Origin of the sequence: Nocardia sp. NPDC051756, assembly GCF_040681495.1 — a bacterium.
In the GTDB taxonomy this organism is placed as follows: Bacteria; Actinomycetota; Actinomycetes; order Mycobacteriales; family Mycobacteriaceae; genus Nocardia.
The window spans coordinates 637530-652031 of sequence record NZ_JBFAYV010000005.1; the positions used below are offsets into that span (position 1 = coordinate 637530).

Consider the following 14502-nt stretch of genomic DNA (forward strand, 5'->3'; position numbering starts at 1 on the left):
GACGCGCCAATCAGACCGTCACCAAGATTCGACGCCGCGCTCCTATGGCCCGAACTCGACGCCGCACCGCGGGGTGACACCGGGCGCGGTTTGTCACCAAGGCTCACGGTTGGCCCTGGCTTTCGGCGCTCAACAGGGGTGCCCACATGCGGCGGGCGAGGGCGCCGAAGCGGGTCGTTTCGCCTGGCTCGCCGGGCGGGGCCGGGATTTCCATGAGGTGTTCGAGGCGGGGGGCCGGTCCCCAGACGTAGCGGAGGTGACGGTCGGTGTGGTCGCCGAAGGGGCCCGGCCCGTTCGGGCCGCCGTTGAATTCGCGTTCGGCGGCGACGATGGCCTCGTCGACATTGGCGCCGCGGAAACGACGTTCGGCGTAGGCGGCCGTCGCGCCGGGGGTGATCGGGAGGGGTTCGGTGAGGCCGGCGTCGCGGAGGGCGACGAGTTCGCGCAGGATGCCGCGGGCGGCAGGCATTTCCGGGGCGGTGATCTCCGAACGCCATGCGGGGCGGCCGAATTGGCCGCGGCCGGTGGTGACGGCGCGCCAGGTGCGGTCCTCGGTGACAGCCAGGGCCAGCAGCGAGACCCAGGCCGCGATGCGGTGTTTCGGGGCGAGCCGGGAGAACGTGGTGCGGACCAGGGTCTCGCCGCGCACCTCGGGGACGGTGCCGGTGAGCCTGCGCCCGTTGCCGAGATCGACCGCGATGTCGACGGCGCGCGGGCTGCCCTCGTAGTCCCCCTGCGAGGCCCGGACCAGCTTGTCCACCGTGTGTTCGACCTCGTCGAGCACCGCCGCGCCGAAACCGAAGGGCGGCAACGTGCCTCGCCGCCACTCCGCGGCGCGCAGCCCGGCCGCGTCGGCACCGGTCAGGCGGGCGGCCAGGAGTCGTTCGCCCAGTTCCCATTTCGCCAGCCCGTCGAGTTCGATGGGCAGGCGGTCGGCGATGTCCTCTTCGTGTTCGGGAACCCGCAAGCCCAGCCGCTGCCACAGGAACGCGCGGATCGGGTGCTCGACGAACGAAATCAGGTCGGCCAGCGCCACATCCGCGAGTTCCGGCGTCGGCAACGGCTCCGGCAGGAACGCGGGGCGCGGCACCGGGGGCTGACCGGCGGACTGCGCGCCGGCGAGGGCGACGGTGTCGAAGCTGAACGGATGTTCGGCGCGGAAGTTGCGACGATCGAAGGCCTGCAACGGATGTCGGGTCACGACTGCGTCCATGCCTGCCGCGCCGACATGAGCGCGCAGCACATCGAGCAGCTCCGCCACCGGGATGGCGGGCGGCCGGTGCGCGCCGGTGACCGGGTCGGCGCCGGTGTGCAGCACCACCAGCTTGTCCTTCGCGGACAGGATCGCGTCGAGCAGCAGCTGACGATCCTCGCTGCGCGGATCTCGTTCGCCGAGTAACGGATTGCGCGCGAGCACGTCGTCACCGTCCACGCCGCTGGTCCGCGGGAACACGTCGTCGTCGAGCCCGAGCAGCACCACCACGCGATGCGGCACCGAACGCATCGGCACCAGCGTGCACACGGTCAGCTCACCGGTGCGGAAGTTGGCCCGGGTCGGCCGGGCCGCCAGCCGGGAGTGCAACAGCACCCCGACGTCTGCGAGCCGCAGCGACACATCACCGGCGTGTTCGGTGGCGGCGGCCAGTTCCTGCCGAGCCTCGGTGCGCACCCACGCCTGCGAATCCGGCACATCTGTCAGCAGATCCAGCGCACGGCCCAGCACCGCCGCCCACTCGTGCGCGGGGCGCGGGCCGCGCAGATCGCGCAGGCAGACGGCGAGCCGGTCGATGAACTCGGCGAACCGGCCGGCCAGATCGACATCGTTGCTGTCCACGTCGTCCAGCGGCAGCGCGAGATCGAGCCAGTCCTCAGAGGTTTCGCCCGCGGTGACGCCGAGCAGGATGCGATCCACCGCGGCGTTCAGCGTGTTCTGCGCGAAGTCGGCCAGCCCGAACGCCTGCCGCTGCCGCTGCCCGATCCCCCAGCGCGCGCCGGACTCGGCGGCCCATTCGCGCAGCCGCTCGATATCGTCGTCGTCGAATCCGCAACGCCGCCGGACCGTTTCGGCCGCGGCCAGATCGAGCACCTGCGTCACGGTGACCCGGCCGTCGGCCAGCTCGAGCAGCACCCCGATCACCGCGAGCAGCGGATTGGTGATGCCCCGGCCACGATCCGCGAGCCGAACCCGCAGCCGATGCGCCGGGTGCCCCGAATCCGGCGCCTGCTCAACCGTTCCCGGCACCCGCTGCCCGAAGGCCGCGCGCACCAGCGGCGCGAACGCCTCCACCTCGGGGCACATGACCAGCACGTCGCGCGGTTCCAGGGTCTCGTCCGCGGCGAACAAGCCGAGCAGGCATTCGCGCAGCACCTCGACCTGTCGCGCGGGTCCGTGACAAGAGTGGACCTGCACCGTGCCGTCCCCGGCGCGCACCGCGGCCGGCGGCCAGCGATCGTCGCGGATACCCGCCTGTAACGCCGCGAGCAACGTCACCTCGGACGTATCACGGTCCGGCACAAAATCATCCGAGATCGGATAGTGGGTATCGGAGCCCACGGACTCGGCCAACCGCTGCTGCAACTCGCGCACGTCGCGCGCGAGACCCGCCAGCAGCGGATGACTCACGACGCTCCCGCTGAGATCGGCCACCCGCGAACGCGCCGCCGGACTCCCGGCCAGCTCGGTCCACATCACCGGACTCGGGTGCGGCAGCCACAGATGGATCTCTCGCGTCTGCGCCAACGCGGACAACACCGCGAGCTGATCGGTGGACAGCCGAGTCGCGCCGAACAATGAAAACCGATCCGGAAATGGAACAAGTTCAGCGTCCGCCCGGAGCCGCGCGCACGCCGCGTCGAGCCGCTCCGCCGGACTCGGCGCACCGACCTCGGCGCGCAGCCGCCGCCACAGTTCGGGCTGCCACAGCAGATCGCCGGGCACCGGATTTCCCGCGCCGTCGGTGTCCGATCCCGCCGCCCAGTCGAGGATCAGCGCGGGCCGCTGCGCCGCGTAACTGTCGAACAACGCGGCCAGATGCGCGGCCGTGGCATAGCGGCGGCCGATCCGATGGTCCTGTCCGGCCGGGTCCTGCGCGCCCAGATGCCGGGCCAGCACCGCGCACCACGGCTCGCCGAGCGAGGCATCGATCACCCGCAGCAGCGTCCACACAACTCGCTCGCCCGCCCACGGATCATCCTCCGGCCGAACCTCGCTCGCCGCCGCCAAAGCGGTCGTGACCAGCGCGGACGGGGACGGAAACTGGATGTTCGCGGCGACACCGTCGGTCGAGGCGGCATCGAAGGACGCCGAGAACGCCACCGCCCCGGACACGCCGAGCACCGACGACAACCGCTGCGTCAGCCACCGTTCGACGCCCTTGGCGGGCACCGCGACCACCTCCGGAGCGAACGGATCGGGCAGTGGCGTGGCCAGCAGCCCGGCGAGTCCGTCGGCCAGGACATCGGCGCGCTCGGCACGGTGGATGTGCAGCGGCATCTGCGCCTCTCGGTCGGTGGAGTAGTCGGACGGGCGCTGGGAGTCGCGACTGCGGTGATCGCTCACGTGCGGCGAATCGCCTCCGGGCTTCGTGCACGTTTATACGCCCAGTGACTCCGAGGCAACTTTGCCACCCCGAAGCAGTTCCGAACGGACCTCTTCGCGTTACGTGTGTGACTGGAGTGAAATGAACCACACAAGAACACATTCCTACGCCGTGTCCGCTCGGATCCGCGCGCCCGATGTGCAACAGTGCTGAACCGGGGAGGACGAGAGAGCTGCACCGAAAGGCTGGTTCGCGTTCATGACTGCGATGGTGATTCCCCTGGTTCCACGAGGCGGGTTCACAGTCCGCCGCGTAGGAGATCGTTGGGAGCTCGTCAACTCGCGAGGCTACGGCCGCACTGTCGTCCTACATACGTGGCCGCGCGACCAGCACACCGAGGCGTTCGAGCACTGCTATCGCCTCAATGGGCGCAGCGTAGAGGAACTGCAGGCCGCGTTCCGCTGAATAGCGCGTGGTGGCTGAAACCCGCTGGGGCGCAAGTACGCAACATCGCCTAGCACACGCCGGTCCCGAGCTCAAGACGTGCGTCTGGCCCGCCGATGTGCGATCGTGTTGCCTCGTGCGTCAACCCTCGCCCGCCACCCGTTCCGTTCCCCGCGTGGCCGCATCCGCCTGTGTCCTCGCCGCTGCGGCGATCCTCATCCCCAGCGCGCCAACCCTGCTGCCCAGTGCCGCCGCGGTACCCATCGCGCATACCAATGGGTGCCTGGCCGGTTTCGACTGCGATATGAGCAGCCGGATCGCCGCGGTGGACAAGTACCTGGCCGGGCGCCCCGGCGTCACCGGTTACGTTGTGCGCGACCGGGTCTCCGGCGGCGTGTACGCGAATGCCAACGCGGAGAACAAGGTCTGGACCGCGTCCACGATCAAGCTCGCCATCGCCGAGGACCTGCTGAACCGGGCCAGGGTCGGCGCGATCAACCTGACGCCGGAAGATCGCGGAACCATGGAGGCGATGCTCGCCACGTCCAACGACGGCGCGGCGGACCTGCTGTGGACCAAGTACTCGGGCCTGGACCGGATGGCGTTCAACAACGCGTTCCGCGCCAACGGCATGGCCACCCTGGACCCGCAGCCGACCAACACCGCGCTGTTCCCGGACTGGTCGTTCCAGAAGTGCACGGCCGCCGACCTGGACCGGTTGATGGACAACATCCTCAGCCGCATGCACCCCGACGACCGCAGCTACCTGCTGGACCGGATGCGCTCGGTGGACAGCAACCAGCACTGGGGCGTGTGGGGCGCGGGCCAGGCGATGCGGCCGGGCCTGAAGAACGGCTGGTCGCAGGAGCAGGGCGGCTGGGTGGTCAACTCGGTCGGCTTCGCCGGCCCCGGCGAGCGCTACACCCTGGCCATCATGACCTCGCTCGGCGACGGCGGCGTCTTCACCGACGGCGCGGACACCGACACCAAGGTCGCCGAGATGTTGTTCGCGGGGCGCTGAACGCGCCACGCGCACACCGGGTTACGCGGAGCGTCGACGCAACACCATCGGCGCTCCGTCCCGCGGGAACGGAATAGACGTGAAACCCCACGGCATTCGATAGTCGTCCGGAATCTGCCACGCGTACGCACGCACCAGCGCGGCGATGACCGTCTTCACCTCGAACGTGCCGAAATGCATGCCGATGCACTTGTGCGCGCCCGCGCCGAACGGCATCCAGGCCAGGCGATGCGACTTGTCCTCGCGCCGTTGCTCGTTGAACCGCTCGGGATCGAACAGCTCTGGGCGCGTCCACAATTCAGGTAGCAGATGGTTGACCTGATAGGCGAGATCGATCGCCGTGCCCGCCGGAATGTAGTGCCCGGCGATCTCGGTGTCGCGCACCGCCCGACGCGACAGCCCGGGCACCGGCGGCATCAACCGCAGGCTCTCCTTGATCACCAGATCCAGATCGCGCAGACCTTCCAGATCGTCGATAGTCGGTGCCGCGCCGCCCTTTTCGCCGTCGAGCGCTAACACCTCTTTGCGCACCCGCTCCTGCCACTCCGGGTGCTTGCCCAGGTAGTAGGCGACGGCGGTGGCGGTGGTCGTCGTGGTGTCGTGCGCGGCCATGATCAGGAAGATCATGTGGTTCACCACATCCGCGTCGCCGAATACCCCGCCGTCCTCGCTGCGCGCATGGCACAGGCCGGAGAAGAAGTCCGGTGATTCGGTGCGCCGCTTCTCCGGCAGCATCCCGGTGAAGTAGTCCTGCAACACTTTTCGGCCGCGCAGGCCCGATCGCCAATGGCCGCCGGGAACCGAGTGCCGGATGAGCGCCAGCCCCGCGTGCGTGCAGTCGATGAACGCGTCGATCAGCTCACGGCGTTGGGCGCCGACGTCGACGCCCATGAACGTCTCGCCCGCGATGTCGAGGGTCAGCTCCTTGAGCGTCGGATACAGCTGAACCGTTCGTTCGGCGTTGCCGCCCTGCGGAACCCAGCGATCGATGCTCGCGCGCACGGCCGGGGTCAGCGCGGCGAGATGTGCCTCCAGCCGCTGTCTGGTGAAGGCCTGCTGCATGATCCGGCGATGGAATTTGTGCTCCTCGAATTCGAGCAGCAGCAGTCCGCGGCGGAAGAACGGGCCGATGAAGTAGTCCCAGCCCTGGCCGAAGTCGCGACGGCGGCGGCCGAGCACCTCGTCGAGCGCCTCGGGTCCGGCGACCAGCACCCGGTCGATGCCGAGCGAGGTATTCAACGAGACCGGTCCGTACTTGCGGTAGCGGCCGACCATCTCGGCCGGGCCCCAGCGCATGTACTGGAGCACTCGCCCGAGGTAGGGCAGTCCGGCGTCGCCGTGCACCGCGGTGGTCTCGCTGCCCGGTGGCGGGGTCGCGAGGACGTGCCGCCGTTCCGGGATCAGGTGCAGTGCCCGGTCGAGCAGATGCTCGTGCGGGATGTCGATCAGCGCGGAGTTCTCGGAGCGGGGTAAGTCTTCGGATTTCCCGCGCACGCTGGGCTTTCGGCCGACTGCACGGTCCCCGGCGACCATCGCGAACCTCCCTGAACGAGGGTATTCATCGTATTCTCTCCGGCCGTTTCCCAAGGGCGGTTCGCCGCAACGAAGTCGGGCAAATGCGACCCGGCCTGGCGACGCAACACACCGGGAACAGGGATGTCGTCGCGACGGTCGGGATGGAGCCGACTACGGTGGGGACCTGACCGCAACCGTTCGCGGGGGACAAAACCCCCAGGTCTGTCGAGGAGTCAGGACGATGAGCACAGCATCGCGCAGCGATTCGGTGAGGGGTGGTGGCCGGGCGACGGGTGGGCGCACTCAGTCTGTCGAGAACCGTCGTCACCAGGTGGTAGTGATCGGCTCCGGCTTCGGCGGCCTGTTCGGCACCAAGCATCTCAAGCGCGCGGACGTGGACGTCACGTTGATCTCCAAAACCACGTCGCACCTGTTCCAGCCGCTGCTCTACCAGGTTGCCACCGGCATCCTCTCGGTCGGCGAGATCGCGCCCGCGACCCGGCTGGTGTTGCGCAAGCAGAAGAACGCGCAGGTGCTGCTCGGCGATGTCATCGACATCGACCTCGAAGCCAAGACGGTCACCTCGCGGCTGCTCAACTCGAACACGGTCACCCCGTTCGACAGCCTGATCGTGGCGACCGGCGCGCAGCAGTCGTACTTCGGCAACAACCAGTTCGCCACCTACGCCCCCGGCATGAAGACCATCGACGACGCGCTGGAGCTACGCGGCCGCATTCTCGGTTCGTTCGAGGGTGCGGAGCTGGCCACCAGCCAGGAGATGCGGGACCGGCTGCTCACCTTCGTGGTGGTCGGCGCCGGACCCACCGGAGTCGAATTGGCCGGGCAGATCGCCGAACTCGCCGATCGCACGCTCGAAGGCACGTTCCACAACATCGATCCGCGTGACGCCCGCGTGGTGCTGCTCGAAGGCGCCGGCGCGGTGCTCGGGCCGATGGGACCGAAGCTCGGACTCAAGGCCAAGAAGCGCCTGGAGAAGATGGGCGTCGAGATCCAGCTCAATGCCATGGTCACCGATATCGACGCGCTCGGCGTGACGGTCAAGGACTCCGACGGCACCATCCGCCGCATCGAATCCTCCTGCAAGGTCTGGTCGGCCGGCGTGCAGGCCAGCCCGCTGGGCAAGATGCTCGCCGAGCGCTCCGACGGCACCGAGGTGGACCGGGCCGGACGCGTCATCGTCGAACCGGACCTGACCATCAAGGGGCACCCGAACGTCTTCGTCGTCGGCGACCTGATGTCCGTGCCGGATGTGCCGGGCCAGGCGCAGGGCGCGATCCAGGGCGCCACCTATGCGGCCAAGGCGATCAAGGCGGGGCTGAACGGTCAAGCGCCGCAAGACCGTAAGCCGTTCAAGTACTTCAACAAGGGCAGCATGGCGACCGTGTCGCGGTTCAACGCCGTGTGCCAGGTGGGCAAGCTGGAGTTCAGCGGGTTCATCGCCTGGCTGGCCTGGCTGGCGCTGCATCTGTACTACCTGATCGGCTACCGCAGCCGGATCGTCACGGTCATCCAGTGGTTCGTCACGTTCCTCGGGCGTAGTCGCGGGCAGATGGCCGCGACCGAGCAGTGGGTGTTCGCCCGGCTCGCGCTCGAGCAGGTCAATTCCGACGAGGAAGAGGCCGACGAGCTCGCGGCCGCGCTCGGTGCGCCGCCGGCGGAGAGGGGCAAGCTGGCCGAGAAGGCCAAGGCCGCGATCGACGGCCGGGTGGGCTGAGCGCCCTTCTCTCTGATCACCTCGGAGGCGACCTTCAGAAGTCTGGAGGTCGCCTTCGTCGTTGCGCCCGGGATGTCCGAAAGGCCGTTCACGGCGGGGTTCGCAACCCATGCGTAGCTATTTACTGGCAATGTCCGAGCCGGCAAGTCGGCCGAAAAAGTACCCATCCAGTCGCCGAGCAGATCCGAATGTCGGACGTCGAAAGTGACATCTCTTCTGACCTGACGAAAGGCGATCTACCTATGGGCACAGGCAAGCACAGAGCCCCCAACCCGCAGCGGCAAAAGGTGGGCTCGATGGTCGCGGCCGGTGCGGTTCCGCTGGTCCTCGCACTGGTCGGCACCGGCACCGCCAACGCCGAGCCTGCACAACCCAATGTGACGGCGCAGCCCGACCATCCGGCGCAGTGGCCCGCGGCCGAGCCGCCGAACGCGATGCCGTACGAGGGCTTGAACATCCCGGACAACACCAAGAGCTCGTTGCAGTGGTCGCGGCCGCTGCCGGAAAAGAAGTACCTCGCGCCGGTCGGCGTGCTGCACGCGCCCGTCCCGGTGGCTCCCGTGCCGCCGATCGCGCCGCCGCCGGGCAAGTTCCGCTTCGGTGACGTGCAGATCGATGCGCCGGACTTCATCGACTCCGAGCAGGCCATCCAGATCAACGACAACTCGGCCATGGTCGAGGCCAACCTGGCCACCTTCTTCGACTCGGTCGGCATGGAACGCAGCCGGTCCGACCGGATGGCCGGGCAGATCGTCGGCACGGCCGCCATGGGCGCCGTGGCCGGTGCCGCCTCGGGTGCGCCGATCGCGGCGACCTCCGCGCTGGTCGGCGGGGCGATCGGCCTGGTCGTCGGGCTGCCGTTCGTGCCGGTCGGCATCGTGGCCGGGCCGATGCTCGGTGCGTCCGTCGGCGCGGCCGTGATCACCGTTCCCGCGGCTGCCGTGGGTGCCGCGGCCGGTGCGGCCGTCGGCGCGGTCAACGCGTTCAACGCGCCCTCGCGAGTCGTCGGCGACTGATCACTGGGTGCGGTTAGAACCGAACAGGGTGGGAGCTCGACGACACTGTCGAGTTCCCACCCTTTCTCGTTTCTCCGCTTCTGGGCGGGATACACCTCGAGGTGACGGCGGACACCCACGCGCGTTTCTGATTCGGCGAGTCGCTTTCGGCGAGTCGTCGTAGGGTCAAGATCAGCGCAACACGGCAGCAATTGTCGAGAGGGGATGCGATGGATGCCGGTGGCTGGGTGGTTGTGGTGCTGTCCCTCGCGCCGTTCTTCGCGGCGTTCGGATTGCTGGTCGCGCGGTATGTGCGGATCCGTCGCTACGGGCGGCATGGTGGTGAGTACAACGACCCGTTCGCCACGGCGGGGCGCGGTGGGGTTCCGCCGGGGACGGTTTTTCAGCAGGACTTCGGTGGTGCGGGGACCTCGCAGTCGTGGGAGGCGGCCGGGGAGCCGGAGCTGCCTCGGCGATCGGCGCGGGACGCGGACTGAGTTCGTCCGGGTGCGCTGGGTGCGCCAGCCGGATGAACCGCCGCACACCATTTGATTTCCCGCACACCGACTCGCCGCACTGACACCCGCGCGTTTGTCAAAAGGTGTGCGGCGTCGGTAGTTGGGCTACTGCGGCAACGCATCTGGGCGACACGCTGGCCAGCGGCAACCATCGAAGGACGGGGCTGGACGGGAGGGCGACCGATCAACGCGTAGCGACCGATCAACGCACGGCATCCCACCAACGCATCGCGGCTCACCAGCGCATCGCGGCCGATCAGCGCGTGGCGGCCGATCAGCGCGTAGCGGCCGATCAGCGCGTAGCGACGAGGACTGAGCTTGTTCGAGTGAGCAAAGTGCCGCCGGCGGCCAGTGGGAGGCGGGTTTCGGTGAGGCCCGTGGTTTCGGCCGGCCCACCAGCGCATCGCGGCCGATCAGCGCGTGGCGACGAGGACTGAGCTTGTTCGGGTGAGGAGGGTGCCACCGGCGGCGAGTGGGAGGCGGGATTCGGTGAGGCCCGTGGTTTCGGCCGGGCGGTCGTCGGGGTAGCGGAGTTCGCTTTCCAATGCTCGTGGCGCGGCGAGTGGGTCATCGACGGCGGTGCCTGCGCCCAACTCCAAACGGTGTCGTAGCAAAGGGGTTTCGCCGAGATCGGCGATCAGGTCGCCGCGCCAGCTGCCGGTGTCTTCGCCGGAACGTCCGATCTGGACGCGTTCGCGCAGGCGCAGCCGGGCGTCGGGGGCGAGCCGGACCGACGTGATGGTGTGGTGGTGTGCGCCGCCCGCGACGATCGTCGGCTCGGGGTCGAAGTCGAGGTCTCCCCCGGTGTCGACCTGAAAACGCCAGTGCGCCAGCGACGATGGCGTCGCGGCGCTCGGCAGGGCGATGGTGGCCGCGACCGAGCGCACGGCGAGGCGCGCGCCCGGGCCGACCACGATGGTGATGTCGAGTTCGTCCCCGCCGAGCGGGGTCGCGGCGGTGCCGATCAGGTGCACGGTGTGCGGCGCGGTGCGGCGGGCCGACAGCCCGCCGCTCGCGTGGATCTCGGGCAGCGCCGTGGCGCTCGCGACGATCCGAACCTCAGTGCGCAACAGCGGATTCGGTGCCGGCGCGGTCCTGCTCTGCTATGACGCGCAACTGCTCACGTACCCAGGCGAGGACCGGGGTGGCGGCCGGGTCGTCGGTGAGTGAAATCAGCGCGGTCGGGCGGCCCTCGCGCACCTTCGCCGCGTCGCGTTCCATCACGCCGAGGTCCGCGCCGACCAGCGGGGCCAGGTCGGTCTTGTTGACCACGAGCAGGTCCGAAAACGTCACGCCCGGACCGCCTTTGCGCGGTACCTTGTCGCCGCCGGCCACGTCGACGACGAAGATCTGCACGTCGATGAGGCCGGAGGAGAACGTCGCGGTGAGGTTGTCGCCGCCCGATTCGACCAAGATCAGATCCAGCGGCGGGTTCGCCGCGATCAGGTCGTCGATGGCGTCCAGGTTCGCGGTGATGTCGTCGCGGATGGCGGTGTGCGGGCAGCCGCCGGTCTGCACCGCGGTGATCCGCTCGTCCGGCAGCACCGCGTGCCTGCGCAGGAAGTCGGCGTCCTCGGTGGTGTAGATGTCGTTGGTCAGCACGGCGAGGGACAGTTCCTCGCGCAGCTGCCGGCACAGCGCCGCCACCAGCGCGGTCTTGCCGGAGCCGACCGGGCCGCCGATGCCGATGCGCAGCGCCTCACCGGGGGTGCGGTCGCGTTTCGGGCGATCGTGGGTGTGGTCGTGCGGTTCACCGTCGATCAGGTGCGGTGGCATGGTGGCGATCTCCTTCTATCGGGAACTCAGCTGGCGAACAGGGGCATGTCACGGTGCAGGTGGCGTTCGGCGAGCGCGTCTTGCAGCGGGTCGGAGAGGGCGGCCGGCCCCTCGGCGGCGGTGGCTGCGGTGCGGTCGCAGAGGGCGGCGAGGCGGACCGTGCAGCCGGCGATGGCCGCGGGGTCCAGCGCGAGCAGGCGCTGGGCGGCGGTGGCGGCGCCGGTCAGCGTCGTGTAGACGACCACGCCTGCGATCTCCTTAGGGGTGACCGCGCAGGCCGCGCCGACCAGGCCGAACACCGTCGACAGGTGTGGGCGCGGACCGACCGCGGACCAATCTTCTTGCGGCCACAGCTGTTTGGCCAGTCGCAACAGACCGCGGCCCTGTGCGCGCGAGGCGGTGCGTGCGGCAGGTGATGGTGTCCGCGCGTCGGCCTCGGCCTCCGCGCGCGCTGGTTCGAGTGCACCGGCACAAACCGCGGCGGCCAACGAGGCCGCCACAAGTCCCGAAGTACTGATCCGGCGCCGCAGATACAACTCGACCGTCGCGACATCCCGCACCACCCCAGACGCGACCGCCTCCTCGACCCCACCCGAATGCACGTGCCCACCGATCGGCAATCGCGAATCCGCCAACGCCAGCAGCGTCGCCAAACTCACCGACCCGATTTCACCCACCCGGGGATCCTATGCCCGGCGTGTTGCGTCGGCGTGTCCTGGTGGGCGTTCCCCCTCACCCCCTTCCCCCCGGAATCCGACGTCGACTAGTCCCCATCTCCAGGCCCGAACGGGACATGGTGGCGAAGAACATCGAGTAGACACGCCATGATGTCCCGCTCGGCGAACTCCACCGAACCCTTTGCCGTCCAACGGGGCACGACTGTGATCGCATCGAGTGGACGCGCCAAATGGTCGCTACCGGAATCGAGTCGAGTCATATGGCTGCCGTTGAAGATCATCTAGCGACCATATGACTCGACTCGATGGAGCTGAGTCCGGCGTGAACTTCCCGGCATCACAGGCGGAGACGCGGGACAGCCATCGGGGAACGGCTTCGGCAACGGGATGTGCGGCGAAGCCAGGATCCGCTGGCGATCCGGGCGGGCCGGTACCGATGGCCTAGCGGGAATTAGTCGGCCATCAGCTCCCGGGCACCGAGGGCGGCGCGGGTCAGCCGTGCGCGACTGGCGTCTGCAACGGGACGCTCGACGAAGCTGGTCCTGGATCCGCTGGCGACCCGGCTGGTCCAGCTCCGGTGGCTCGGAGGGAGCTAGGGGCGGCGGGAGCTGCCGGGCATGCGGCGGGGCATGCGTTCGAAGAAGCGTTGGACCTGGTTGCGGGTGAGGTTGGTCCAGGCTTGGACGGGGGCGGACCACCAGGGGGCGATTTCGCGGGGCTTGGCGGTTACGGCGTGGCAGACGAGGTCGGAGGCTTCGTCGACGGTCAGGCCGGGGACTCGGCTGAAGTCGGTGGGGGCGCTCATTCGGGTGTGCACCAGCGGCATGTAGATGGAGGTAGAGGTGACGCCGTCGCCGGCGGCTTCGGCGGCGACGCTGCGCAGCCAGACGTCGAAGGCGGACTTCGACGCTCCGTAGGCGGCCCACTGCGGTGCCGGCGGCACGAGGATGGCCCAGGTGGAGATGTTGACGATGTGGCCTTGTTTGCGTTCGCGCATGTCCGGTAGCAGCGTGAGCAGCAGGCGCACCGGGCCGAGGTAGTTGATGTCGATGGTGCGGGTGAAGTCGTGGAAGCGGTCGTAGGACTTGCTGATCGGGCGGCGAATCGACTTGCCCGCGTTGTTGATCACCACATCGATGTGGCCGTGCTCGTCGAGCAGGTGACGACCCAGTTTCTCGACGGCGTCCATGTCGGTGAGGTCGGTTGGATAGACGTGCGCGGTACCGCCGTCGGCCTTGATCTCGGCGGCGACCTGGTGCAGATCGTCGGCGGAACGCGCGACGAGCAGCACGACGCCGCCGGCCGCGCCGAGCTTGCGCGCGCTGGCCTTCCCGATGCCGTGCGACGCGCCGGTGATCAACACGATCTTGCCGTCCACCGCCGCTTGCAACTTGCTGTCCCGCGGCCGCGAGGTCGGATACAGCAGTCGCGCGGCCACGCGCTCGGCGATCGGGCGACCATTGCTCTGCGCCGAAGTCTCGTTCACCCTCCCGACTCTATTAGCAGCACGTCAATTGTCCAGTCGTCGAGCGGGACACCACTGCGCCGAAACACACACGCTCGCTCAGCGAAGTCCCACTGGACAGTCAGCCCGGGTTCGAGCGAGACATGGCCGCGGCGACACGCGGGCAGGCACGCTTGCATGTCCCGCTCGGTGACATGTGGCGGGTTGCCGGGCGTCGATGGCATTTTGACCTGGGATCGTTGGGCGCCGTGGTCGTGGCAAGACAGTGCATCTCGTCGCCGGCGCACGATCAGACCTGCCCGGCGGCCTCGTTCAAGAGTTGCGGCAGATCTTGCCGAGGGAGGTAGGCCGCGATGCGCAGGTCATCGTCTGTGCGGCGGACCACGAAGTCGCTGTAGAGCTCGAGCGGCCGATCCCCGAGTGTCAGTCGCCAGTGCGCCGAGGTGAGCCAGCAATGTCCACCGAGCGGGGTGGTCGCCTGTTCGATCAGCTCGGCGCGGGGCGACGAATCCGAACCACGGGCAGCGGGTTCGGCACTCGGCTGCTCGGGCGATTCGGTGCGGACGGGCGAAACCATCTGGGCGGCGCGCGCTTCGGCTGCGGCGACGAACTCTGCACGGGTCACACAGCGACTTGACGTCGGCGTGATCACCAGGATCTGGTCGTCGAAAAAGCTTGGCAGAGTATCGAAGTCCGCCGCGGCGATGGTGTCGTCGTAGCGACGGATGAAGTCCTGCACCGTGGCGGTGTCGTGCGAGGAAGTGTTGTCGGCGATGGCCGGGTCATGCGCAAACATGACAGTTAATTATATCGCGGA

General features: G+C 68.7%; 11 protein-coding genes. 4 read left to right on the top strand and 7 right to left on the bottom strand.

Translation table 11 applies throughout. From position 1 onward, the window contains the following. Positions 1–103 precede the first annotated feature (103 nt). On the bottom strand, positions 104–3493 hold the full coding sequence (gene recC / locus AB0M22_RS24930) for an exodeoxyribonuclease V subunit gamma (RefSeq protein WP_364731977.1): 3390 nt from the start codon (positions 3491–3493) through the stop codon (positions 104–106). Positions 3494–4158: 665 nt separating this feature from the next. Between recC and AB0M22_RS24935 the strand changes: the two genes are divergently transcribed. Then, entirely contained in the window at positions 4159–5004 is an 846-nt protein-coding gene (locus tag AB0M22_RS24935) for a tat pathway signal sequence (protein ID WP_364731251.1), read from the top strand. A 21-nt stretch (positions 5005–5025) separates the two neighbouring features. Here AB0M22_RS24935 and AB0M22_RS24940 read toward each other — a convergent pair whose 3' ends face one another. Further along, entirely contained in the window at positions 5026–6537 is a 1512-nt protein-coding gene (locus tag AB0M22_RS24940) for a cytochrome P450 (protein ID WP_364731254.1), read from the bottom strand. A gap of 223 nt (positions 6538–6760) precedes the next feature. Here AB0M22_RS24940 and AB0M22_RS24945 point away from each other — a divergent pair, with 223 nt between their 5' ends. From AB0M22_RS24945 to AB0M22_RS24955, 3 genes are all read left to right on the top strand, one after another. After that, positions 6761–8254 (top strand): NAD(P)/FAD-dependent oxidoreductase, encoded by a 1494-nt coding sequence (locus AB0M22_RS24945; protein ID WP_364731257.1) that lies wholly within the window; start codon positions 6761–6763, stop codon positions 8252–8254. Positions 8255–8550: 296 nt separating this feature from the next. Continuing rightward, entirely contained in the window at positions 8551–9270 is a 720-nt protein-coding gene (locus tag AB0M22_RS24950; RefSeq protein ID WP_364731260.1) for a hypothetical protein, read from the top strand. A gap of 209 nt (positions 9271–9479) precedes the next feature. Next, entirely contained in the window at positions 9480–9746 is a 267-nt protein-coding gene (locus AB0M22_RS24955; protein ID WP_364731263.1) for a hypothetical protein, read from the top strand. Positions 9747–10180: 434 nt separating this feature from the next. Here AB0M22_RS24955 and AB0M22_RS24960 read toward each other — a convergent pair whose 3' ends face one another. The 5 genes from AB0M22_RS24960 to AB0M22_RS24980 form a co-directional block, all read right to left on the bottom strand. Further along, positions 10181–10837, bottom strand: coding sequence for an urease accessory protein UreD (locus AB0M22_RS24960; RefSeq protein WP_364731266.1), 657 nt, complete (start codon positions 10835–10837; stop codon positions 10181–10183). Then, positions 10827–11543: an urease accessory protein UreG gene (ureG, locus tag AB0M22_RS24965; protein ID WP_364731269.1), complete on the bottom strand. Its 717-nt coding sequence runs from the start codon at positions 11541–11543 to the stop codon at positions 10827–10829. The genes AB0M22_RS24960 and ureG overlap by 11 nt, the downstream gene beginning before the upstream one ends. A 26-nt stretch (positions 11544–11569) precedes the next feature. Next, on the bottom strand, positions 11570–12202 hold the full coding sequence (locus AB0M22_RS24970) for an urease accessory UreF family protein (protein ID WP_364731981.1): 633 nt from the start codon (positions 12200–12202) through the stop codon (positions 11570–11572). Positions 12203–12812: 610 nt separating this feature from the next. Continuing rightward, positions 12813–13706, bottom strand: coding sequence for an SDR family NAD(P)-dependent oxidoreductase (locus AB0M22_RS24975; RefSeq protein ID WP_364731272.1), 894 nt, complete (start codon positions 13704–13706; stop codon positions 12813–12815). Positions 13707–13974: 268 nt separating this feature from the next. Next, positions 13975–14481, bottom strand: a complete 507-nt coding sequence (locus AB0M22_RS24980) for a hypothetical protein (protein ID WP_364731275.1) — start codon at positions 14479–14481, stop codon at positions 13975–13977. Positions 14482–14502 lie beyond the last annotated feature (21 nt).

Coding starts and splice junctions, on each gene's coding strand:
- recC (WP_364731977.1), bottom strand. CDS start 3,493: ATGCCGCTGCACATCCACCGTGCCGAGCGCGCCGATGTCCTGGCCGAC.
- AB0M22_RS24940 (WP_364731254.1), bottom strand. CDS start 6,537: ATGGTCGCCGGGGACCGTGCAGTCGGCCGAAAGCCCAGCGTGCGCGGG.
- AB0M22_RS24945 (WP_364731257.1), top strand. CDS start 6,761: ATGAGCACAGCATCGCGCAGCGATTCGGTGAGGGGTGGTGGCCGGGCG.
- AB0M22_RS24950 (WP_364731260.1), top strand. CDS start 8,551: ATGGTCGCGGCCGGTGCGGTTCCGCTGGTCCTCGCACTGGTCGGCACC.
- AB0M22_RS24955 (WP_364731263.1), top strand. CDS start 9,480: ATGGATGCCGGTGGCTGGGTGGTTGTGGTGCTGTCCCTCGCGCCGTTC.
- ureG (WP_364731269.1), bottom strand. CDS start 11,543: ATGCCACCGCACCTGATCGACGGTGAACCGCACGACCACACCCACGAT.
- AB0M22_RS24980 (WP_364731275.1), bottom strand. CDS start 14,481: ATGTTTGCGCATGACCCGGCCATCGCCGACAACACTTCCTCGCACGAC.